The organism is Pontibacter ruber (genome assembly GCF_023630205.1).
Taxonomy (GTDB): Bacteria; Bacteroidota; Bacteroidia; order Cytophagales; family Hymenobacteraceae; genus Pontibacter; species Pontibacter ruber.
The window spans coordinates 402,681-424,021 of record NZ_JALPRR010000004.1 but is presented as its reverse complement, the minus strand read 5'-3'; the positions used below and the strand labels follow the sequence as shown (position 1 = coordinate 424,021).

General features: G+C 48.1%; 25 protein-coding genes. 15 read left to right on the top strand and 10 right to left on the bottom strand.

Annotated elements, in window-relative coordinates:
* Positions 1–3: 3 nt before the first annotated feature.
* From porT to MJ611_RS18400, 3 genes are all read right to left on the bottom strand, one after another.
* A complete protein-coding gene (porT, locus tag MJ611_RS18410) occupies positions 4–780 on the bottom strand; it encodes a type IX secretion/gliding motility protein PorT/SprT (protein WP_449580848.1) in 777 nt (258 codons plus the stop codon).
* Positions 729–1,451, bottom strand: a complete 723-nt coding sequence (ubiE, locus tag MJ611_RS18405) for a bifunctional demethylmenaquinone methyltransferase/2-methoxy-6-polyprenyl-1,4-benzoquinol methylase UbiE (protein WP_250431910.1) — start codon at positions 1,449–1,451, stop codon at positions 729–731. Before ubiE ends, porT begins: the two co-directional genes overlap by 52 nt.
* A gap of 147 nt (positions 1,452–1,598) precedes the next feature.
* Entirely contained in the window at positions 1,599–3,566 is a 1,968-nt protein-coding gene (locus MJ611_RS18400) for an OmpA family protein (RefSeq protein ID WP_250431909.1), read from the bottom strand.
* A 646-nt stretch (positions 3,567–4,212) separates the two neighbouring features.
* Between MJ611_RS18400 and yihA the strand changes: the two genes are divergently transcribed.
* From yihA to MJ611_RS18380, 4 genes are all read left to right on the top strand, one after another.
* Positions 4,213–4,818, top strand: coding sequence for a ribosome biogenesis GTP-binding protein YihA/YsxC (yihA, locus tag MJ611_RS18395; RefSeq protein ID WP_250431908.1), 606 nt, complete (start codon positions 4,213–4,215; stop codon positions 4,816–4,818).
* Between the two features lie 70 nt (positions 4,819–4,888).
* Positions 4,889–5,302 carry an energy transducer TonB gene (locus MJ611_RS18390; RefSeq protein ID WP_250431907.1) on the top strand — a complete coding sequence of 138 codons (414 nt, stop codon included), beginning with the start codon at positions 4,889–4,891 and terminating at the stop codon, positions 5,300–5,302.
* Between the two features lie 21 nt (positions 5,303–5,323).
* Positions 5,324–5,779: a DUF5606 family protein gene (locus MJ611_RS18385; protein ID WP_250431906.1), complete on the top strand. Its 456-nt coding sequence runs from the start codon at positions 5,324–5,326 to the stop codon at positions 5,777–5,779.
* Positions 5,780–5,839: 60 nt separating this feature from the next.
* Positions 5,840–6,148: a hypothetical protein gene (locus tag MJ611_RS18380; protein WP_250431905.1), complete on the top strand. Its 309-nt coding sequence runs from the start codon at positions 5,840–5,842 to the stop codon at positions 6,146–6,148.
* Positions 6,149–6,264: 116 nt separating this feature from the next.
* Here MJ611_RS18380 and fbp read toward each other — a convergent pair whose 3' ends face one another.
* Positions 6,265–7,287, bottom strand: a complete 1,023-nt coding sequence (gene fbp / locus MJ611_RS18375; protein WP_250431904.1) for a class 1 fructose-bisphosphatase — start codon at positions 7,285–7,287, stop codon at positions 6,265–6,267.
* A 111-nt stretch (positions 7,288–7,398) separates the two neighbouring features.
* Between fbp and MJ611_RS18370 the strand changes: the two genes are divergently transcribed.
* The 5 genes from MJ611_RS18370 to MJ611_RS18350 all read left to right on the top strand — a co-directional run bounded on the left by MJ611_RS18370 (position 7,399) and on the right by MJ611_RS18350 (position 11,488).
* Positions 7,399–8,658, top strand: a complete 1,260-nt coding sequence (locus tag MJ611_RS18370; protein ID WP_250431903.1) for an aspartate kinase — start codon at positions 7,399–7,401, stop codon at positions 8,656–8,658.
* Between the two features lie 133 nt (positions 8,659–8,791).
* Complete coding sequence (locus tag MJ611_RS18365; protein ID WP_250431902.1) at positions 8,792–9,019, top strand: hypothetical protein; 228 nt, start codon at positions 8,792–8,794, stop codon at positions 9,017–9,019.
* Between the two features lie 107 nt (positions 9,020–9,126).
* Positions 9,127–9,900 carry an enoyl-CoA hydratase-related protein gene (locus MJ611_RS18360; RefSeq protein WP_250431901.1) on the top strand — a complete coding sequence of 258 codons (774 nt, stop codon included), beginning with the start codon at positions 9,127–9,129 and terminating at the stop codon, positions 9,898–9,900.
* Between the two features lie 465 nt (positions 9,901–10,365).
* Complete coding sequence (locus MJ611_RS18355; protein ID WP_250431900.1) at positions 10,366–10,830, top strand: Fur family transcriptional regulator; 465 nt, start codon at positions 10,366–10,368, stop codon at positions 10,828–10,830.
* 28 nt (positions 10,831–10,858) lie between these two features.
* A complete protein-coding gene (locus tag MJ611_RS18350; RefSeq protein ID WP_250431899.1) occupies positions 10,859–11,488 on the top strand; it encodes a peroxiredoxin in 630 nt (209 codons plus the stop codon).
* 162 nt (positions 11,489–11,650) lie between these two features.
* Here MJ611_RS18350 and MJ611_RS18345 read toward each other — a convergent pair whose 3' ends face one another.
* The 4 genes from MJ611_RS18345 to MJ611_RS18330 form a co-directional block, all read right to left on the bottom strand.
* A complete protein-coding gene (locus tag MJ611_RS18345; protein WP_250431898.1) occupies positions 11,651–12,727 on the bottom strand; it encodes a calcium:proton antiporter in 1,077 nt (358 codons plus the stop codon).
* A 171-nt stretch (positions 12,728–12,898) separates the two neighbouring features.
* Entirely contained in the window at positions 12,899–13,456 is a 558-nt protein-coding gene (locus MJ611_RS18340; RefSeq protein WP_250431897.1) for a hypothetical protein, read from the bottom strand.
* A gap of 155 nt (positions 13,457–13,611) precedes the next feature.
* The gene (locus MJ611_RS18335) at positions 13,612–13,905 is read right to left on the bottom strand and encodes a hypothetical protein (protein WP_250431896.1); all 294 of its coding nucleotides are present in this window, start codon (positions 13,903–13,905) and stop codon (positions 13,612–13,614) included.
* 87 nt (positions 13,906–13,992) lie between these two features.
* Positions 13,993–14,442, bottom strand: coding sequence for a DUF4265 domain-containing protein (locus MJ611_RS18330; protein ID WP_250431895.1), 450 nt, complete (start codon positions 14,440–14,442; stop codon positions 13,993–13,995).
* A 320-nt stretch (positions 14,443–14,762) separates the two neighbouring features.
* Between MJ611_RS18330 and MJ611_RS18325 the strand changes: the two genes are divergently transcribed.
* Positions 14,763–15,287 (top strand): hypothetical protein, encoded by a 525-nt coding sequence (locus MJ611_RS18325; RefSeq protein WP_250431894.1) that lies wholly within the window; start codon positions 14,763–14,765, stop codon positions 15,285–15,287.
* On the opposite strand, the gene MJ611_RS18320 is transcribed toward MJ611_RS18325, so the two are convergent.
* Positions 15,288–15,722, bottom strand: coding sequence for a GNAT family N-acetyltransferase (locus tag MJ611_RS18320; RefSeq protein ID WP_250431893.1), 435 nt, complete (start codon positions 15,720–15,722; stop codon positions 15,288–15,290).
* Between the two features lie 199 nt (positions 15,723–15,921).
* On the opposite strand from MJ611_RS18320, the gene MJ611_RS18315 reads away from it, so the two are divergent.
* The 4 genes from MJ611_RS18315 to MJ611_RS18300 all read left to right on the top strand — a co-directional run bounded on the left by MJ611_RS18315 (position 15,922) and on the right by MJ611_RS18300 (position 19,768).
* On the top strand, positions 15,922–17,172 hold the full coding sequence (locus MJ611_RS18315; protein ID WP_250431892.1) for a 3-deoxy-D-manno-octulosonic acid transferase: 1,251 nt from the start codon (positions 15,922–15,924) through the stop codon (positions 17,170–17,172).
* Positions 17,169–18,092, top strand: coding sequence for a ribosome small subunit-dependent GTPase A (gene rsgA / locus MJ611_RS18310; RefSeq protein ID WP_250431891.1), 924 nt, complete (start codon positions 17,169–17,171; stop codon positions 18,090–18,092). Before MJ611_RS18315 ends, rsgA begins: the two co-directional genes overlap by 4 nt.
* A gap of 27 nt (positions 18,093–18,119) precedes the next feature.
* Entirely contained in the window at positions 18,120–18,986 is an 867-nt protein-coding gene (locus MJ611_RS18305; RefSeq protein ID WP_250431890.1) for a hypothetical protein, read from the top strand.
* A gap of 80 nt (positions 18,987–19,066) precedes the next feature.
* Positions 19,067–19,768, top strand: a complete 702-nt coding sequence (locus tag MJ611_RS18300) for an SDR family oxidoreductase (RefSeq protein WP_250431889.1) — start codon at positions 19,067–19,069, stop codon at positions 19,766–19,768.
* Positions 19,769–19,831: 63 nt separating this feature from the next.
* Here MJ611_RS18300 and MJ611_RS18295 read toward each other — a convergent pair whose 3' ends face one another.
* Positions 19,832–20,482: a fasciclin domain-containing protein gene (locus MJ611_RS18295; RefSeq protein ID WP_250431888.1), complete on the bottom strand. Its 651-nt coding sequence runs from the start codon at positions 20,480–20,482 to the stop codon at positions 19,832–19,834.
* Between the two features lie 185 nt (positions 20,483–20,667).
* Between MJ611_RS18295 and MJ611_RS18290 the strand changes: the two genes are divergently transcribed.
* Positions 20,668–21,129, top strand: a complete 462-nt coding sequence (locus MJ611_RS18290; protein WP_250431887.1) for a peptidylprolyl isomerase — start codon at positions 20,668–20,670, stop codon at positions 21,127–21,129.
* Positions 21,130–21,341: the final 212 nt, after the last annotated feature.

The window sequence follows — 21,341 nt, the reverse complement described above, 5'->3', positions numbered from 1 at the left end:
TGCTTATTCAAAGAAAAGGATGAACGATACGTTGTGGTTTGTCATGCGCTGTATGCTCTGGCTGTAATCCGGGTAATCGCCGGTAGTAACTGGCTTGTGCTGGTTTACCAGTCCGTGAGAAAACCGGATCTCCGGAGCAAATTTAAAGTATGGGTAAAAGATGTCTACACCAAAGCCATACTCCAGTGCAACATCATACTTCTCGGTATGGATTTTTTCTCCGGTAGACGTATCCTTGCGGCTGCCAAGGTCCATACCCGGCTTCACGCCACCTACCAGGTACATCCGGAAGTTGCCACGGCGCTTTGCTTTATACTTTAACAGAAACGGCAACTCTACCATGGTGGAGCTGATGGTAACCTCATCACTAGACCTTTCTCCTGTAGCTGGATCTGCTATGGCGTTGTCAAACTCAATGGTACGGCCATAGAAGCCTACTCCCGGCACAAACCTGAAATCCAGGTACTGCGCCAGCCCTACGTTAAGCACCAAGCCAGTATAAAAGCCAGGCTTGAGCTTCGCATTTACGGTCATCGCATTACCATCGTTCAGCTGGTTGACATAACTTTCCGAGTGCTCTATCTCATACTTTGTAAGCGGGGCTGCCAGGTAAAAACCGTAGTGTACCTTTTTGTCGTCGTAGCCGGGTTTGTTTTGCTGTGCAATTTTTTTCTGAGCCATGGCTGCCTCGCTGCCAAAAAGCAGCAGGGCAAACAAACCCAAAAGTGTTACTTTCTTCCTGTGTAGATGGAGCTTATGCCAAATGTGAGTGAATGCCATTTTGTTGATTTAAATCCAACCTTTTCATAGATGTTAAGAAATGCCTGCCCATCCGGGAAAGCCTGCACCGACTCGGGCAGGTACGTATACGCAGCATTGTCCTTAGAAACGAACTTACCTATCATCGGTAGTATGTTACTTGAATAAAAATGGTACAATTGTTTCATCGGGAAGCTGCGCGGGTTCGAAAACTCCAGCACCACGGCGGTGCCGCCCGGTTTCAGTACCCGGTACATTTCGGCAAGGCCTTTTTCCAGGTTCTCGAAGTTGCGCACGCCGAAGGCTACGGTAATGGCATCAAAAGTATTGTCTCCGAAAGGCAGGTTCTCCGAGTCGCCGTACTGCAGCTCTATTTTATGCGTCAGGCCCTTCTTTGCCATCTTTTCGCGGCCAACTGCCAGCATACCTTCCGAGATATCTACCCCGATGATTTTGTCTGGCTGCAGGCTCAGTGCCTCAATGGCAAAATCGCCGGTGCCGGTGGCTACATCCAGCATCAGTTTCGGTTGGGCTGCCTTTAACAGGCTGATGGCTTTTCGACGCCAGATAATGTCTATGCCAGCGCTCAGGAAGTGGTTCAGGAAATCATACTTGCCGGCAATGTTATTGAACATCTGGGCTACCTGCGATTTCTTGTCTCCGCTCTGGTCTTTGTAAGGTACTACGGCCATTGGCTAAAGATAAGGTAAACGTCAGCAAAAATACTGTTCCTTAAACTATAAAGCACTTATTATGTTCTGAAATATAAAAAAAGAGGCTGAGCGTGGGCTCAGCCTCTTTTTGTCTTGTGCTTTGTTGCGGTAAAACCGCTTTCCGGCTTATTGGTTTGGCGTGTTTGTTTTGGTTGCGTCTGGTCTTTGAACCACTCTGAACTCAGTTCTTCTGTTCAGCTGCATGTTCTCAGCAGACGTGTTCGGCACAGCCGGACGACGCTCGCCATAGCTTTCTGTGATCATGCGCTTAGGAGAAATACCTTGCTTCACCAGGTAATCGAATGCTGCATCGGCGCGGTTCTCGCCAAGAGTCATGTTGTACTCGTCGCTTGCACGGGAGTCGCAGTGGCCTTCGATAGCGATGTTAACGCCAGGGTTTGCTTTCAGGTACTTCACAATGTTATCCAATTCACGCACAGACTCCGGACGCAGGTCATACTTGTCTGTATCGTAGTAGATTGGCTTGATCTCAGCAATACGACGGCCGGCAGCAGTTGAATCAACGAAATCGATGTAGAAGTTCTTGGTGATCACTGTCGTATCGTTGAGTACCATTGGCACGTCGAACTCCTGCATTTCAAGTTGCTTTCCGTCTTTAGAAACCTGCACCTGGTACATACGACCGGACAGGATGCTTACTTCGTAGTTACCTGAATCTGGCTTGGTAACGTCGCTGTAAGAGATCGGGCGTTTATCCGCTTGCTGCGAGTTGAACACCAGCTCGATGCCCTGCAGTACGGAAGAGCTGTCAGATTTAGAGAACACCTGACCTACCACGCGTGTAGGACGGATGTAGTTAATAGTGTAGATATCCTTTTCACCGTAACCACCGATGCGGTAAGAAGACAGGTAAGCATAGCTTCCATCCGGGCTCAGGCGGTAGTAAGTATCGTCGTCAGGTGTGTTTACAGGAGAACCCATGTTAACCGGGCGGCTCCATCTTCTGGCAACAGAGTCATACTTGGCAGCAAAGATGTCGTAACCACCCATGGTGTTATGGCCTCTTGAAGCAAAGTATAAAGTACCGTTGCTGGCCAGATATGGGCTGTCATCGTCATACTTTGAGTTGATGGTGTTGCCGATGCTTTTCGGTGCACCCCACTCGCCGTTTGCCTGGCGCTTTGATACATAAATATCCAGGTCACCTTCTTCAGAGAAGTTGCTTGTTGAGAAGAAAAGTGTCTGCCCGTCTGGCGTAATGTAGGCATCAGACTCAAAGCCATTGGTGTTGATGTTCTTACCAATGCTCTTGGCCGGGCCCCACTTGCCGTCAGCGCCACGCTCTGAATACATGATATCACCGTTGTTTTCTGAACGGTACAATAACATCTTGGTATCGTTGTCGAACAACTGGATAGAAGCGTCGTGGCCGCTGCTGCTCAGAGAGCCTGCAATGGAATGCGGCTGCTCCCACTCATCCGTACCAACTCTTCTGGTCTCAAAAATATCTTCGTAGTACTCGCCGTCGCGTGCTTCTTTGCCACCTGAGGCAGCTGCACTGCGCGACGTGAACAGCAGGTAGTTATCGTCAGAAGAGATAACCGGGCTGTGCTCTGAGTAGGCTGTGTTTACAGTACCACCCAGGTTCTTCACGAAAACGTCTTTTGGATTAGATACCTCGCGCATGGCGTTGCGGCTGTGCTGGATGAGCATGGCTACTTCCTCCTTGCGTACCTCATCGCGCTTACGGATGTTTGGCTGGTAAGCCTGGTAGTGCTTGATGGCATCCTCGAAACGATAGTTGATGTGGTCTACACGTCCCAGCCAGTACTCGATTTCGCGATCCACATTTGGCTTCAGGGCCTGAGCGCGGTACAGGTAGTCTGCAGCTTTCTCCTTATCGAAAGTCATGTAGCTGATACCGGCAAAGTAAAGTGCCTTGGCGTTGTCGGGTTCGTTAGCTAAAACCTGCTCATAAAAAGGGATAGCGGCCCTGTAATTTTCTCTGTCGAAGAATTTGTTTCCACTTCGCAGTAGCTTTCTGGTGCTTTGTGCCGAAGCAGAGCCGGCTAACAAGCATGCCACAGCCAACACCAGTGTAAACCGTGAAAACGATTTGGCTAAATGATTCATGTTGTAAAGGAGTTTGTTATACTTTTTAGTTTGTTAATAGAAAAAGAACTGAAAAAATGACTTGAAGTTGCTTTGGCAAAAGTGCCTTGGCTGCTCCTACGAGAAGATTTTGCTTCTATACGAGTAATATCAAAAACAGTATATGTTAATTTACTTATACTTTATGTAACTCTGTAACTGTGTTGCCTGCTGCAACACCAAAATCCTTTTCGCTATCCAGTGCTCCTCTGCCTATCCCGAGCGAAACAAAACAAGTATAAAATTGCCGTAAGCGGCACAAAGGTAAGAACGACAAATATATTAAAAATAATATATCATACTATAAAATCTTCATGTTTTTCTTGCAAATATATTTATGCCCGAAACTATACTTTTTCGGGAACGCCCACCTTTCAATTTAACCAACGACAGAAACTTGATTCGGTTTTGAAAGCCTTACAGCAGAACCTGCAGCAAGCTCCCGGGAAGTAATTTTTATACTTTTATAATGCACCGCAGCTTCAATCGTTATACAGGTGGCTACCGGCACCGGCAGGCAGTTTATATCTTATGTTTGCAAAATATGTGGTAACTTTGGCATAGTATATCCTTTACGGTTTACTATTGCCGGCAAGCCTCCGGCGTTACCTGATAATTTACGAACAGCATGGTTATAAAAGAAGCAAAATTTCTGATGAGCAACACCCGCGTGGAAGAATGCCCGGTACCTGATAAACCGGAGTATGCTTTCATCGGACGTTCCAATGTAGGCAAGTCGTCGCTCATCAACATGCTGACCGAGCAAAAGAATCTGGCAAAAACGTCTGCCTCCCCGGGCAAAACCCAGCTTATCAACCACTTCCTTATCAACAACGAGTGGTACCTGGTAGACTTGCCGGGCTATGGGTATGCCAAGGTGGGCAAAGAGTCGCGGGAGAGCTGGCGCAAAATGATTAATTATTACTTTCAGAAGCGCGAAAACCTGACTTGCGTTTTTGTGCTGATCGACTCGCGCCACGAACCATTGAAGGCCGACCTGGAGTTTATAAATAAGCTGGGAACCATGGGAGTGCCGTTTGTGCTTGTTTTTACCAAAACCGATAAACAGTCTGCTGCCAAGACCGACTCAACCATCGCTGTCTACACCCGTAAACTGCAGGAAACTTGGGATGAGTTGCCTCGCATGTTTAGAACCTCGTCGGCAGAAAGGGTCGGCCGGGACGAACTCCTGAACTTTATACAGGAGATCAACGAGCAGGTCGAGAAGCAGTAGACCGGACACAGGTACATTTAAATACCGTGCAGGAAGCCCAAGTGAAGATGAATTTTAAATGTTAACCCTTATGAAAACCAAAATCTCATTTTTGTTTCTTTTATTTGCCTTTGCAGCGATCACAGCATCTGCGCAAACGGCAACCACCAAATCTGCGGCAGCTACCGAAGAAAAAAAGGTTTGGGTACCTGAAAAAGTAATTCCGGTAGCGGAATACTACCCGGGTGGCAAAGAGGCCATGTACGCTTTTATTGCCAAAGAGCTAAAATACCCGGTGCTTGCCAAGCGCAACCGCATGCAGGGCGAGTGCATCATCAGCTTCACGCTGAACGAAGACGGCTCCACCAGCGGCTTTAAGATTTTGAAGAATGTGGGAGGGGGTACCGGTGAAGAGGCTATGCGCGTTGCAAAACTTATTAAATTCAAAGCGCCCGGTCCTGGCTTCAGCACTGTTGCCAGTTTGCCGATCGCATTTAAACTATAACCAACAGTTTTATCCCTTATTATGCCTATTGATTTAAGACAAGTTGCTGCCATTGCTGGCATGAATGGCCTTTACCGCGTAGTAAAGCCAACCCGTACCGGTGTAATTGTAGAAAGCCTTGCTGATAAGCCTTCGCGTCTGGTAGCTCAGGCACGCCACCGTATGTCGTTGCTGGATGAGATATCAATCTATACTACCGACGAGGAAAGCACCATCCCGCTGGCGGAAGTGTTCGACCGCATTCACCAGAAGTATGGCAACGACCTTCCGCTGAACGAAAAACCAAGTGACGCAGACTACAGATCCTTTATGGAAGATATACTTCCTGAGTATGACGAGGAGCGTGTTTACATTTCGGACATGAAGAAACTCGTAAGCTGGTACGGCATCGTAAGCAAGCACGTTGGTTTTACAGCAGAGGCCGCCGAGGCAAACGCTGAATCAGAGACAAAAGAAGGAAAAGAAGAACAAGCATAACCAAAAACAAGGCCCTCTCTTTCGGGAGGGCCTTGTTTTTGGTTATGCACCTCCTGAAGTATGGAACACACCCCTGCCCTACTTGCCAGCGCAAGCAGCCAGCTGCAAAAACTATTTGAAACAGATGAAATACCTTACGCATCCGAAGAAGAAGTTTTCCGCAGGATAGCCTCCGTTGTAGGCCACCTGCTCCGCACCGATCTCAACCGTCTGCTGCACATACTCTACCGCATTGATGTAAACGAGCAGGATGTGAAGCTTGCCATGGCTGCCTCCTCGGAAGAGGAAATAGCCGAAAACATCGCTCGCCTGATCATAAAACGGGAACTGCAAAAAGCGCAGATACGCCTGAAATACAGCCGGCGGTAATCATCAGCCTGCTATACTTGAACAAAATATAACTACTGTTCAGAACAGTATTGCGGAAAAAGAAAAAGGCAGAAAGTGAGTCTTTCTGCCTTTTTCTTTTTTGGTTAGAGTATAACCTATACTTTAACTGCTTCCTCAGCTTTCACTTCAGATTTCATGAACTCTGCTACCTTGTCTACCATCTCCGTAGAGCCGATAATAAGCGGGCAACGCTGGTGCAGGTCTGTAGGCTGGATTTCGAGGATGCGACGTGTGCCGTCGGTTGCCTTACCGCCTGCCTGCTCCACTATAAAGGCCAGCGCGTTGCACTCATACATCAGGCGCAGCTTGCCATTAGGTGCCTTGGCAGTAGGCGGATAGATGTAGATACCGCCTTTAAGCAGGTTGCGGTGGAAGTCTGCTACCAGCGAACCGATGTAGCGGGCTGAGTACCCGTTCTCTTTGCAGTAATTAAGGTAATTCTTGATACCCTCCGGGAAACTGTTGACGCTGCCCTCATTGCAGGAGTAAACGTTACCGGTTTTAGGAGATTTGATGTTAGGGTGCGAAAGGAAGAACTCACCCAACGACGGCTCGTACGTGAAGCCGTTAACGCCATGCCCTGTTGTATACACCAGCATGGTTGAAGAACCATAAATGATGTAACCTGCCGCTACCTGGCGTGTTCCGTCCTGCAGGCAGTCCTCGGTAGAGCCTTCGCAACCGCTGTCAGAAATTCTTCTGTAGATCGAGAAGATGGTGCCGATCGATACGTTTACGTCGATGTTGGAAGAGCCGTCCAGCGGGTCGATCGCCACAATGTACTTGCCTTTGTTGTTGCCTGTGTGGATGATCTCATCCTCCTCTTCCGAGATGATGGCGCATACCTCACCGCCGTTACGCAGCGCCCGGATAAAGCGGATGTTGGCAATTACGTCAAGCTTTTGTTGTTCCTCGCCCTGAACATTTTGCTGTCCGTAAGCACCGGTCACATCCAGCAGACCGGCACGGTTGATTTCGCGGTTCACGATTTTGGCTGCCAGCCCGATGTCACGCAGTAGCTGCGACAGTTCCCCTGTTGCATAAGGGAAATCTGCTTGTTTTTTCATGATAAACCTGTCGAGCGTGGTGCCTACAGGTAAGGCAAGTTTGTCGTCCATAATAATGTAGTGATGTAAAGGGTTAAATTAAAGGTGTAGCCACAAAAATATCATTTTTATAAAATATACTACGATTCATACCTAATTTTACGGAATAAGAGCTAACAAAGGATGAAAGTATACAAGTTTGGAGGTGCCTCTGTTCGGGATGCCGGTTCGTTCCGGAACCTGGCCCACATCGTAAAAACCTACGGCGGTGAACGGCAACTGCTGGTAGTGGTATCGGCTATGGGCAAAACCACCAATGCGCTGGAGCAGGTGTTTGACAAGGCCTACCACAATCAATCCTATGAAACGGCTTTACAACAGTGTCTCGGGTATCACCAGGAGGTAGTAACGGAGCTATTTCCCGACAAAGAGCACCCTGTATACGAGCGTCTGGCGCACTTGTTCACCATGCTGCAGAACGATCTGGAGCACCTCAACCGTAAGAGCAATTACGACAAGCTATACGACCAGATCGTGTGTTACGGAGAGCTGTTTTCTTCTGTTATCCTGCACCACTTTCTGCAGGCAGAGGGCCTCTGCAATGTATGGCTCGACAGCCGCAAGTACATTCAGACGGATACCACCTGGCGTGAGGCAAAGGTAGACTGGGTCTGGTCGGAGCGTGTTATCAAGCGCGACCTGCCTGCCCTGCTGGAAGAGCAACTGGTCGTAACCCAGGGCTTTTTAGGAGGCACCAACAACGGCCTGACCACCACCCTCGGCCGCGAAGGCTCGGATTTTAGCGCCGCTGTTATTGCTTATTGCCTCGATGCAGAGGGTATGTACATCTGGAAGGATGTGGAAGGCCTGCTGAACGCTGACCCGAAATACTTTGCTGATACGGTGAGGTACCCGGAAATATCTTACCAGGAAACCGTGGAAATGGCGTATTACGGCGCCTCTGTTATACATCCGAAAACCATAAAGCCGCTGGCCAATAAGAAGATACCGCTCTATGTGAAGTCTTTTCTAAACCCTGCCGGCGAGGGCACCCGGATCTGCGACTGCAAACATGAAAAGATAGCACCTGCTTATATCATAAAAGAGAATCAGTGCCTGGTATCTTTCAGTGCCAAAGACTTTACATTTATTTCGGAAAAGAACCTGGGCACGATCTTCAATGCGCTGTCGGAGTTGCGCTTTAAAATAAACCTGATGCAGAATTCAGCCATCTCTTTTTCGATATGCACCGATTATAATGAGGAGCGCCTGCATAAACTTATTGCAACGTTGCAGGACCAGTTCAACATACATTATAATACCAGTTTAAAGCTGTTCACGATCAAAAACTACGATAACGACAGTATAACTAAGATAATGACAGACAAGCAGATCCTTCTGGAACAGCGCACACGCAATACTTTACAATTTGTTAGCAGATAGCGCTAGGAATCTAAACTTTATACCGTAATTTTGCAGGTAATTCTATATTAGTTCTTTCTTATATTCAAATCTTTAATATTTGACAGACGTATAAAAGCCCCGTGCCATTTGTGCAACTTTTCAACCTTAAGCTATGCAAACTCCTGAAAAGGTAAACAGACAATTCGTTTTCAAATTTGTAGTACTGTTCTCATTGTTGTTATCAGGCGCTATGCTGAAGACGCCAAAACAGAAATCTCCGGAAGGCGAGATTCCCCCACAGGACCTGATGAACCCGACAGTTCAGAAAAGCCATCAGCAGATGCAGCACTTCTACAACTTTCTGGTAAACCAGGAAAACACCAACTCCACCTCCATCTAGCGAAAGCAAACCCGAAGAACTCAAGCCTGCTTCCACTGAAGCAGGCTTTTTTTATGGTTTAGCTAAAAACCGTATCTTGAAGCTCTAAATAACTGACAGAACAAACTATGGAATTTATACTTGTAACGCCTCAGGCCCGCCAGCACGTGGCCCTTATCCAACTAAACAGACCGAAAGAACTGAACGCCCTGAACCTGCAACTGATGGGCGAACTGCGCGATGCGCTAAAGCAACTCGACGAGGACGACGCAGTACGTGCCATCATCATCACAGGCAACGAACGTGCTTTTGCCGCCGGTGCCGATATTAAGCAGATGGCAGGCAAAACGGCTATCGACATGCTCAACATCGACCAGTTCTCTACCTGGGACCAAATCCGCAAAACCAAGAAGCCGATCATCGCGGCTGTTTCAGGTTTTGCTTTGGGTGGTGGTTGCGAACTGGCCATGACCTGCGATATGATCATTGCTTCCGAGACGGCCATGTTCGGGCAGCCGGAAATTAAGATCGGCGTAATGCCAGGAGCAGGCGGCACGCAGCGCCTGACCAAAGCCATCGGAAAAGCCAAAGCCATGGAAATGGTACTGACAGGCAAGTTTATGACTGCCGACGAAGCCGAAAAACACGGCCTGATCAACCGCGTAGTGCCCGTGGAGCTATACTTAGAAGAAGCTTTTAAACTGGCTGGTGAGATAGCGCAGATGTCGCCGGTGGCGGCAAAGCTGGCTAAAGAATCTGTAAACAGAGCATTTGAAACACAGCTGGACGAAGGTTTATACTTTGAGCGCAAGAACTTCTATCTCTGCTTCGCCTCCGAAGACCAGACCGAAGGCATGAATGCTTTTGTAGAGAAACGCAAGCCGGAGTTTAAGGGCCGGTAAAAAAGTTCTGAGTCTCGAGTTCTGAGTTCTGAGTTTCACTACTATTCCGGGTCCAACCACCCCTGCCCCTCCTTGTCTAAGGAGGGGAGCTTATACCTGCCTTTTCCAGCTCCTTAGCTTGTAGCAAGCTACCTACTTTAAAGTATAGGTATAAGTATAAGTATAAGTATAAACAATAACTATAGAACAGCTGGTCAGCCAAAATAATAGCAGACTCCCCTCCTTGGATAAGGAGGGGCCAGGGGTGGTTGGATTACTTTTCATGAAAGTAAAGCGGTAAAATACAATGTATAACCACTTATTATAGTTGATAAAAGCTACTGAACTTTCTAACCTTCAGACTCTTTCCCACCAAAAGTTCCCTCACTCACGAACAACTTTTAGCTCTTCACTTTTAACTTTTAACTCTCCTCCCTATCTTTGCAGGAACTTTTATCAGGTAAGAATTATTCTTATCTAGTATTTATGCAAAACCTGACCCGAGACGAATTACGACAGCGCCTGACAGCGTGCGGCCTTAAAGCCACACACCAGCGCATTGTTGTGTTTGAAGCGGTAACGGAGCTGCACGGGCACCACCCGACGGCAGAAGATGTATACCAGCGCCTGAAGCCGGCAAACCCAAGTATATCGCTGGGTACGGTTTACAAAACGCTGGACACGTTTACCGAGACTGGCCTGATCCGGCGGGTGCTCTCAGAAGAAGGTGGCAAGCGGTACGATTCCAACACCATCACGCACAGCCACATCTACTGCAGCAAAACCAAAGAGATCGTCGATTTTGAAGACGAAGAGCTGCACGAGCTTCTGACAGAATTCTTCAGCAAAAGAAATCTGGAGAACTTCGAGATCAAAGGGTTTTCGGTGCAGCTAACGGGCAACAAAGTAGAGCCTGACAAACAAATAAATATTTCACGAGTATCTAAATAGATTAATTTAAAACTAAAACCAATAGAAAATGGCAGTATTAGTAGGTAAAAAAGCACCTTCTTTCAAAGCTACAGCAGTGGTAAACGGTGAGTTCGTAGAGAACTTCTCTCTGGAGCAGTACATTGGCAAGCAGCACGTTGTGTTCTTCTTCTACCCAATGGACTTCACATTCGTTTGCCCTACCGAGATCATCGCGTTCCAGGACAGAATCGCTGACTTCGAGCGTAAGAACGTAGCTGTTGTTGGTTGCTCAACCGATACACATTTCTCTCACTTTGCATGGCTGAACACTCCTCGCAACCAGGGCGGTATCGAGGGTGTAGAATATCCATTGGTAGCTGATGCTGCTAAGACTATCGCGCAGAACTACGACGTTCTGGCTGGCCACTACGATTACAACGAAGAAGGCGAAGTTACTTTCGTAGGCGAGCCTGTTGCTTACCGTGGTCTGTTCCTGATCGACAAAGAAGGTGTGGTTCGCCACCAGGTTGTAAACGACCTGCCACTTGGCCGTTCTATCGACGAGGCGCTTCGCATTGTTGACGCGCTGCAGTACTTCGAAGAGAAAGGTGAAGTTTGCCCAGCCAACTGGGAAGAAGGTAAAGAAGCTATGCAAGCTACAAAAGAAGGCGTATCTAACTACCTTGCAAAACACTAAGCATCATTAGAGCTTAATTATAGAAAAGCCCCGGCATATGCCGGGGCTTTTTGGTTTTGCCTAAATACACGTTTAGTGAAGGTGTAAGAACAATTGATCATCCGCAACTACTATGCTTTAGTAAGTCTGGATCGATGTTCCTGCGCCCGCACTATGCTTCCCTCAAGGGTATATCATCAGGAATATGAAAGCAAACAAGTTAACCAGCAGCACTACCCCGTAAACAGTAGTAGACTTGCCGCTGCTCAGCGACAGCATTACTGTAAATACCGACAGGCCCAGCAGCACTATAGATTTGATATCTAACCCCAAAATAATGGGCATGTCCAGCATGATACAAACCACCGCCACGCTGGGTATGGTGAGCCCGATACTTGCGAGGGCAGAACCCAGCGATAAATTTATACTTGTCTGGAGCCTGTTTTTTCTGGCAGCGATGATGGCAGCTGTTGCTTCTGGTAATAAGATGATGGCGGCAATAACAACGCCCACCAGCGATTTCGGCAGGCTGTATCCGGTGATAATGCTTTCGATGGTAGGTGAAAGGGTTTTTGCCAGCAACACCACAATGCCCAAGCTCACAATAAGGAATACAAGGCTGGAGAAAAACATACTGTTACTGATCGCGATAGGCACTACTGTTTCTTCATTTTCATCGTCCCCGACAGTAAGAAAATATTGCCGGTACCTCCTTGTCTGCGCAAACAGGAAAGTAGAATAAATAACCAGGCAGGCAATTGAGGCAAAAATAAGCTGGGGCATGGAGTAATAAGAGCCCTTTACACTTTCGGTGAAAGTAGGGAACACCAGTGTAAACACGACAATTGAGATGAGTGAGATCAGGGCTATGGTTACGGAAGGGGCGGAAAAATTCTGCTCGTAATGTTTCAACCCGCCAATTAGCAGGCTAAGCCCGATGATGCCGTTAAGTATAAGCATGGTTGCCGCATACACCGTATCGCGGGCCAATGAAGCGGCTTCCGGTCCTTCTGACAGCATCAACGATATGATAATAGAAACTTCAATAACTGTTATCGAGATAGCCAGGATAATGGTACCGTAGGGCTCTCCAACTCTCTCGGCAATTATCTCAGAGTGGTGCACTGCCGACATAACGCTGCCGATGAGCAGTGCGCTTGCTACAATCTGAAAGAAACTGCTATCATAAACTAGTCCGGAAAAAAATAAGAGCCAGGCTAATACCGGGATGATAATAGTCCACTGAAGTAATGATTTCATTTTGCTGATTTAAGGGATGATTGTAAGTTACGATTTTTAAATCGTTCCTGTAAGTATAGCACATAACGGAACAGATGTTTCAGAAGCAACGGCATACTTTGCTGCTTTAGATACATGCTTGCTTTACAGTTGAATACAATTATAGTCAAGCTGCTGTTTTGAAATGCTTTATCAGGCGAGGTTTGATCCAGGGGATTGTTTTTGGCTGTGCTCAGGCAGCAGAATCATGAAGAGCGTCAGTACGCCGAACACAACACCTCCGTACGGGTTGTATTGATCATTAAATGTAAGCAGGCTGATGGTGGAAGCGATCATTAGCAAACCCGCAGCCCGAGAAAGAAAGCCTTTTTTGAGCGAAATCACTCCTAAGAGTGCCCAAGAAATGATGAAGGCTAAAAAGCCTAGTGGCATGAATGGCTCCCATCCGGTAGCCTGCAGAAAAACGTGCCGGATCAGCACGCCCAAAGCATAAGACAGGCTACTGAGCACCACTGCCTGGCAGACCGTTTTAAATAACCACCCGCCTGCTTTTCTGAAGGCTAGCATTTTAAGGCTTGTAGAAACGCCAATCAGTACCAGGCCCACGGCCAGCACCGGTATCAGGTCCCCACTTTTTCGGAAACTGTCAGGAGGATGGCCGGCAGGACGCAATGACAACAGGAGCCCGGCAACTATCCAGAGCATAGCACCAACAATCGTGAACCACTTTAACTTTTTACCTGAGTACATTGTGCTGCATCAATAGATCGGAAGTTTTGGTTGGCAGAATTTGCTATGGTGCGTTTATGCACTATTGGTCTTGTTATGCTTTATTGTTCTTTTTTATTATTGCTAAACCTCCTTATCCGAAACTGAGAATTTGATGTCATTTGCTATTGGTTTGATTAGATTTGGTTCAACTGACTTTCTGTTGTAAAGCAGTCAAAACAAACGAAGACATGTATAGCACAACAATCTGCTAGATCGTAATCATCACCTATAGAATCAATTTGAGCATAAAAAGACATTCTTTCTTCACAATCTTTGCAGTTTGGGTATTCCTCTATACTTAATCCGTTTGGTCTCCCTCCAGGTTTATGACGTGTTCCAGCCTCATCATTCCATTGATAACCGATAGCAGTTTTTGCTTCATCAGTCTCTGGAACAGGCACTAATATTATCTCTGGAATTTCTTTCATAATTATCAACTGAGCTTAACGGCCGCGTGCATACGTAGCCCGAAACGAAGTGAGGGTTTTGTATGCATTGTGTTGCCCGATGATGTTTTACTGTTCTTCTCTATTATGGCAAAGGCATGCTTCTCTGAAACCAAGTTGCTCTCTAATTTCTAATTCTTTTAAGAACTTGTAAACAGGCTGGTAACTTACAGATGCTGGAACATTTACAGAGTAGTAGCCCGATATTAAGTTTTCCATACTTTCATAATTGCAACCGTAAGAGACAAGCTTTTCTAAAGTTTCATCTTTGTCTGCCCCCTTTGAGAATTTAATGTTAAGAGTAGAGTTCTCTGATGGCTCCACTAGGTCTTTCACAACTAGTTCTTCATACTCTTTTTCCACCTGCACAATGTCTCCAACGGAATAGCTAGTGACAAAAAAGGGAATATTGTCAATCTTATAATGCCCCTTTTCTTCATCCACAGTTTCAACCCATACTCCCTCGACATAATCTTCATCTAAGATGTCATTCCAAAATTTAAAAACTATCTTTTTCATAATTACAATGAAGGGCAACTAGCGGCTAAACGCAACCGCCTACGTTCATCCTGTCAAATATAGAAGTAGAAACGTAACTAATTGCAGTATTCACCATCAGCATACATCTTTGAAACCTTCAGCCCGAAGTTCTTCAACAGCCATACTTTCTCTCAACTACTTGCCTAAGTATGCAAGCCATCAGATAAGGTTTCCCTAACATATTAAGCAACACAGTTAACCCTCTAACAAAAAACCATACTGTACTTCAACCTACAGCCAACACCTTCAAGCTTCACATAAAAAGTACTTTTTATACTTATAAGTTACTATATTCAGGTATGAAAAAAGCGTTTCTCCTGTTCGCCTTCTGTTGCTGTGCGTTACTGTCTAATGCACAGACCAGAAACACCGTTTACCTGGAGTTACTGGGCAAAAACATAATGGGCCCGGCTATACTTTATGAGCGCAACCCGAACAGCAAGAAAAACCTGAGCTTACATTATGGGGCAGGTGTCGGTGCTATAAACGATTTCAACGACGAGTGGCACCCTTCGCTGCCCTTGTTCGTGGGTGGCAACCTGGGGAAGAAGAATAACAAATTCGAGTTTGGCTTAGCTGGTGCAGTTACTACTAAAGATTACTTCGAAACCAGCTCCGACGAATGCTATGATTGTTTAGGCCCCAATGATCAATCCATCATTGTTCCGCTTACATTGTACCTTGGTTTTAAGCACTATCCTAAAAAAGGAAAAGGATTCTTTTACCATGCCAACGCACAGCCAATAGTAATCACCAACTCTTTTATACCTGTAATCCCGTGGTTCGGGCTGGGTATCGGCTACAGCACCCAGACCAGGCGATAACTACAAAGTATGTAACTTCATGTGCAGGATCGGGTAAGGCTTGCCCATGCTGTCGAGTGCAGAGCGATCTTCCACCACAAAGCCCATGTGCCTATAGAAATCCACGGCCTGCGTGTTCTGCTCGTTTACGTCTACCAGTGTGGCATGCAGGGTATCCACGGCAAACTGCAGCAGCTTTTTACCGATGCCCTTACCCCGGCTATCCGGATGAATGAACAACATCTCGATCTTGCCATCGGCTACTCCTAGGAATCCAACTATGCTACCTGCTTCATCGCGCTCACAATATAGGTCTACGGCTTTCAGGTAATCGTTCAGGATGAGTGGCCTGAAGAACAGAATATCTTCTTCCTTCAGGAAATGATGCGTGGCTCTGACGGAAGCTTCCCATACTTCCGTAATTTCCTGGTAATCGCCTGGCTGTGCTTTTTCCATAGTAGTGATGATGTGCGGTAATGCTATACTTCTGAACAAAAATAACAGACTCCGGGACAAATACACCGGCTCTTGAAACAACGCTGCACAAGGCACAAAGCAATACCTTATATTTGCACTGCAAAGGCCGCTGGCACAAACGCTCGCAGGAGCTGCGCGCGCTGTGAGGTCTTTTGCTAAACGCATTACAAGTACAAATTTGAAGTTACTCTACGACATCGGACTGAACGCTTACCAGGCAGCCATTGCCCTGGCTGCTCCGTTTAACCAAAAGGCCAGGCTGATGGGGCAGGGGCGCGGGCAGCAGTTCGAGCGGTTACTGCAGGCTTTTGCAGGCAACGAGGCGCCGGTGGTGTGGTTTCATTGCGCGTCGCTGGGTGAGTTTGAGCAGGGGCGCCCAGTGATGGAAGCCTTTCGCGAAGCATTCCCGAAGTATAAAATCCTGCTTACCTTCTTCTCTCCGTCTGGCTACGAAGTGCGCAAAAACTACGCGGGCGCCGATTACATCTTTTACCTGCCCCTGGACAGCCAGCGCAATGCAGAGATGTTTATAAAGATCGTGCAGCCGGAGCTGGCCGTGTTCGTGAAGTATGAATTCTGGCACTATTACCTGCAGACGCTGCGGCAGCGAAGTATACCGGTGCTCTCCATCTCAGCCATTTTCCGCCCAGACCAGGTTTTCTTTAAGCCTTATGGTGGTTTTTACCGGAACATCTTGCAGAATTTCACACACATTTACACACAGAACCAGCGCTCCCTGGAGCTGCTGCAAAATATAAGTATAAAGCAGACAAGTATAGCCGGCGACACCCGCTTCGACCGGGTGCTGCAGACGGCGGCAAGTATAAAATCAATTCCGCTGGTAGAGGCTTTCTCGGCCGGGCAGCAAGTGTTCATGATCGGCAGCAGCTGGCCTGCTGATATGGAGGTGCTGCTACCGCTTATCAGCAAGTATAAAAAAAGTATAAAATTCATCATCGCCCCCCACGAGATTCACGAGAGCGGCATCAGCACCCTTGTGCAGCAGCTAGGCGAAGGAACGGTGTGTTTCTCACAGGCCCGTGAGGCAGAAGTGGCAAAGTATAACGTACTGGTGATCGATAACATTGGCATGCTCTCAGCGCTGTACAGCTATGGCACTTACGCTTACATTGGCGGGGCTTTCGGCAAGGGACTGCACAATACGCTGGAGGCAGCCGTTTTTGGCCTGCCACTTTTTTTCGGACCGAAGTATGAGAAGTTTCAGGAGGCAAAGGATCTGGTGCAATTGGGCTGTGCTTTTCCGGTAACCAATGCCGAAGAACTGCTGCAGGCTTTTGAGAAAGTACACAACACGCCAGGCCTTCGCCAAAGTATAACCGAATCAGAAAAGCAATACGTACAACAGCAGGCAGGCGCCACTGCTACCATCATGAAAGACATCGAGCGCCTGCTAAAACCAAAGCAATGAAGGGAATTGTTGTAAAATCTACGGGATCGTGGTACCTGGTGCGCGACACAGAGGGCAAACTGCACCGGGCGCGCCTGCGTGGCAAGTTCAAGCTGAAGGGCATGAAAGTGAGTAACCCGCTGGCCGTTGGCGATCGTGTGGAGTTTGACGTGGAAACAACCGGCGAAGATACCGCCGTGATCCATCATATCGAAACGCGCGAGAACTACATTATCCGGCAGTCTACGCACAAATCGGCGCACACCCACATTATTGCTGCCAACCTCGACCAAGCCATGCTGATCGTAACGCTGGTATCGCCGCGCACCTCCTTCGGCTTCATCGACCGCTTCCTGGTAACCGCCGAGGCGTACGACATTCCCACCATCATCGTGTACAACAAAACAGATTTGTATGACGATCAGATGCAGGAATACCAGCGGCAGATCAGCCACATGTACGAGCAGATCGGTTACAAGACCATGGCAGTTTCGGCGCACAACAACGAGGGTATTGATGATATCAAAGAACTGCTGCACGGCAAAACCACGCTCCTTTCCGGCCACTCCGGCGTAGGCAAATCGTCGCTCATCAACCTGATCGTGCCAGACCTGGAACTGAAAACCTCCGAAATCTCCGGGTTCTCTGACAAAGGGGTGCACACCACCACCTTTGCTGAGATGTTCGAGATCGACCCAGAAACCTTTGTTATCGACACGCCCGGGATCAAGGAACTGGGCATTGTAGATATCCCGAAAAACGAGCTCGGCCACTTCTTCCCGGAAATGCGAAAGCTCCTCAACAAGTGTCGCTTCAACAATTGCACCCACTTTAACGAGCCTGGCTGTGCCGTGGTAGAGGCCGTGCGTCACAACGAAATTTCACTCACCCGCTACGAGAGCTACCTCAGCATGCTCATGGGCGACGACAACCGCAAATAATAGCTGAGACAGCACAGAACATACGTCATGCAACGACACCTCCTGTACCAGGCCTACGGCAACGAAGACATCCTGCACGAGTTGATCTACTCCATCTATTCGCTACTGCGGGTGTACGGCGACAGCCCGTTTACCCTTGTAGTGTATACCGATAACCAGGCCATGCTAGAAAAATGGCTGCCGCCGACGGTGGTTTACGAGCCGCTTACGCAAGTCCAGATAAAGCAATGGCGCGGTAAGTATGATTTTGTGCACCGCGTCAAAATTGAGATCATCCGTGATTTCATCAGCAAGTACAAAGGCAGCGCCCTCTACCTCGACACCGATACCGTCATCACCCAACCCATCGATCAGCTGTTTGAGAAGATCGAGCAGGGTGTGCACGTCATGCACGAAGAAGAAGGCCGGATATCCACACGCAAAAATATCGTGTTCCGGAAAGTGGATTCGTTCCTAGGGTCACATAACACCGGCATCAGCCGCGACACCGTGATGTATAATGCCGGCGCGCTTGGCTTTTTATGCAGCGAACAGCAGCTTATGGAGCAGGTGCTGCAGACAACTGATAAACTATACGAACTGTACCAGAAGCACATCATCGAGCAGCTGGCCTTCTCTTACCACCTGGATGCCGCTTCATCGCAACCGGTTTACAGTGCCACCAGCGAAATTTACCACTACTGGAATTTTAAGGAATACCGGGGCGTGCTGCGTGCATTTTTCCGGCATTATGAAGGCACACCTTACCAGGAATTGGTGCCCAGGATCGAGCTGATCAACACGCAGCGCATGCATGCTCCGAAGCTGGCCTACGAGGCCCTGCCCTCCTACCGCCGCACATTGCGCAAGCTGAGCGGCACCCGCTGGGTAATGCCTGCCTATACCCTGAGCTAAGATTATGCTTCATTTTCCCGCGGAACAACCTGCAGTTTAACTGCGCGTTACAAGTAACTAATACTTATACTTCCGGTAAAATGAAGATCGAGAACGCCAACATCCTGATTACGGGTGGCACCCTGGGCATTGGGCGCGCCACAGCAGAACTCTTAATTGCACACGGCGCCAACGTAGCCATTACGGGCCGCGACGAAGAGCGTACCCACAAAGCCGCACGCGAGATCGGGGCTTTGCCCATCACCGCCGATGTGGCCAATCCCGAAGATGTAAAACGTACCTACAGCGTGTTTATGGAGGAGTTTGGCCGCCTGGATGTACTCATCAACAACGCGGGCATTGGCACGCACGGCAGACTGGAGGAAGTATCGCTGGAGGAATTCAGGAGGGTGTACGAGGTAAATGTGTTCGGAGCCGCCATGATGGGCGCACAGGCAGCCGAGATCTTTAAAAGGCAGAACTATGGCAATATCATCAACATTGGTTCTTCGGCCGCGGTTAACGGTTACGAAGGCGGCACGGTGTATGCCTCGTCTAAATTTGCATTGCGGGGCATGACGCAGTGCTGGCTGCGCGAACTGCGGAAGTATAACGTGCGTGTAATGCTGATAAACCCCAGCGAAGTGACCACGGCCTTTGGTCGCTCTGACCGGCAGGAGCGCGAAGAACAGCCCAACAAGCTGCGCGGTGAAGAAATTGCCCGTGCCATTAAAGGAGCCCTGGAGCTGGACGACCGCGGCTTTATTCCGGAGCTTGGCGTGTGGGCTACCAACCCATTTTAAAGTATAAAAGCAGCAGGCACATCGCGCACCTGCTGCTTTTATACTTTGGCTATGTCTTATACTTTATTTATCAGCAGGCATCAGCACTTTATCTATTGTATGCAACACACCGTTGCTGCTCATGCCGTCGGCTTCCACTACGCTGGCACCGTTTACCATCACTTTATCGCCTTTCTTCGATACTTTCAGCTGCTGTCCGGCAGACGTTTTCAGGATAGCGCCATCCTGCATATCGGCTGCTGCCAGTTTGCCTGTTACGATGTGGTTGTTTAACACCTCTACCAGGCGCTGCTTGTTCTCCGGCTTCATCAGGTCCTCCAGCGCGCCTTCCGGCAGCGCTTTAAATGCTTCGTCGGTAGGTGCGAACACTGTGTAAGGGCCTGTTCCGTTCAGCGTCTCAACCAGGTTGGCTTGCTTAAGTGCCGAGGTAAAGGTTGCAAGCTGTTTGCTGGTTGTCGCATTGTTTACTATGTTATTGGAGGGTACCATGGTATCATCTCCCACATCGCCGCTGCCGGTCAGCGAAGGATCTGTCTGGTCTTTCGGGTCTACGTGCGAAGCAGGGTTTATATTGCGAGCTCCTTCCCTGGACGTGGCGTCCGTACTCTCTTCGGTAAGCGGGCTTTCCTGGCGCTGGTCTTTGTCACTACAGCTAATGGCAGTAGTGCCAAGCAACAGCACCAATCCACCGGCAATTAAGTTTATTCGTTTCATAGTTTAACCTGGATTTATACGTATGTAATTTCCACTCTAACCCCTCCCTTGGCGCTGCACTCCCGTATAAGCGGACATGTCCGCAAGCAGGGTGCATGCCAGAACAGGAGCCTCAGTAGGCTTCTTAAACTATAAAATGTGTACTTTTGTTCTGGATATTGTTTTACAGATAAATAACAGAAAGTATGAAAACCGCTGAAATCCATACCCCGAAGGGTGTAATGAAAGTAGAATTCTTTGAGAAAGACGCTCCTAAAACGGTAGATAATTTTATAAAGCTGGCCAAAGAAGGCTTTTACGACGGACTTACGTTTCACCGCGTTATTCCTGATTTTGTGATACAGGGTGGCTGCCCTAACACGCGCGAAGGTGCAAAAGGCATACCAGGCACGGGTGGCCCGGGTTACAAGATCGATTGCGAGCTGACTGGCGAAAACCAGTACCACGACCGCGGTGTTCTTTCAATGGCGCATGCAGGCCGCAACACCGGTGGTTCACAGTTCTTCATTGTGCACAACCGCAAAAACACTGCTCACCTCGACCGCAACCATACGGTATTTGGTAAGGTGGTAGAAGGCCTGGACGTGATCGACCAGATCAAAGCCAACGACAGAATTGACAGAATTGTAGTGAACGAAGAAGCATAAGATCACTCACTGACACATAGAAAAAGGCCGCTACCACAGCGGCCTTCTTTATTTGTTGTGCTGCACTTCATACTTCAACCAGGCACATCCGGCTCATGTACTTTTTAAACGCCGGTTAAAGCACAGGCAGGAAGCTATTATCTCTTGAGTTTTTTCTTTACTTTGGTTGTGGAGCTCCACATACCTGCTCAATTTCGTAGACCGGGTATAGC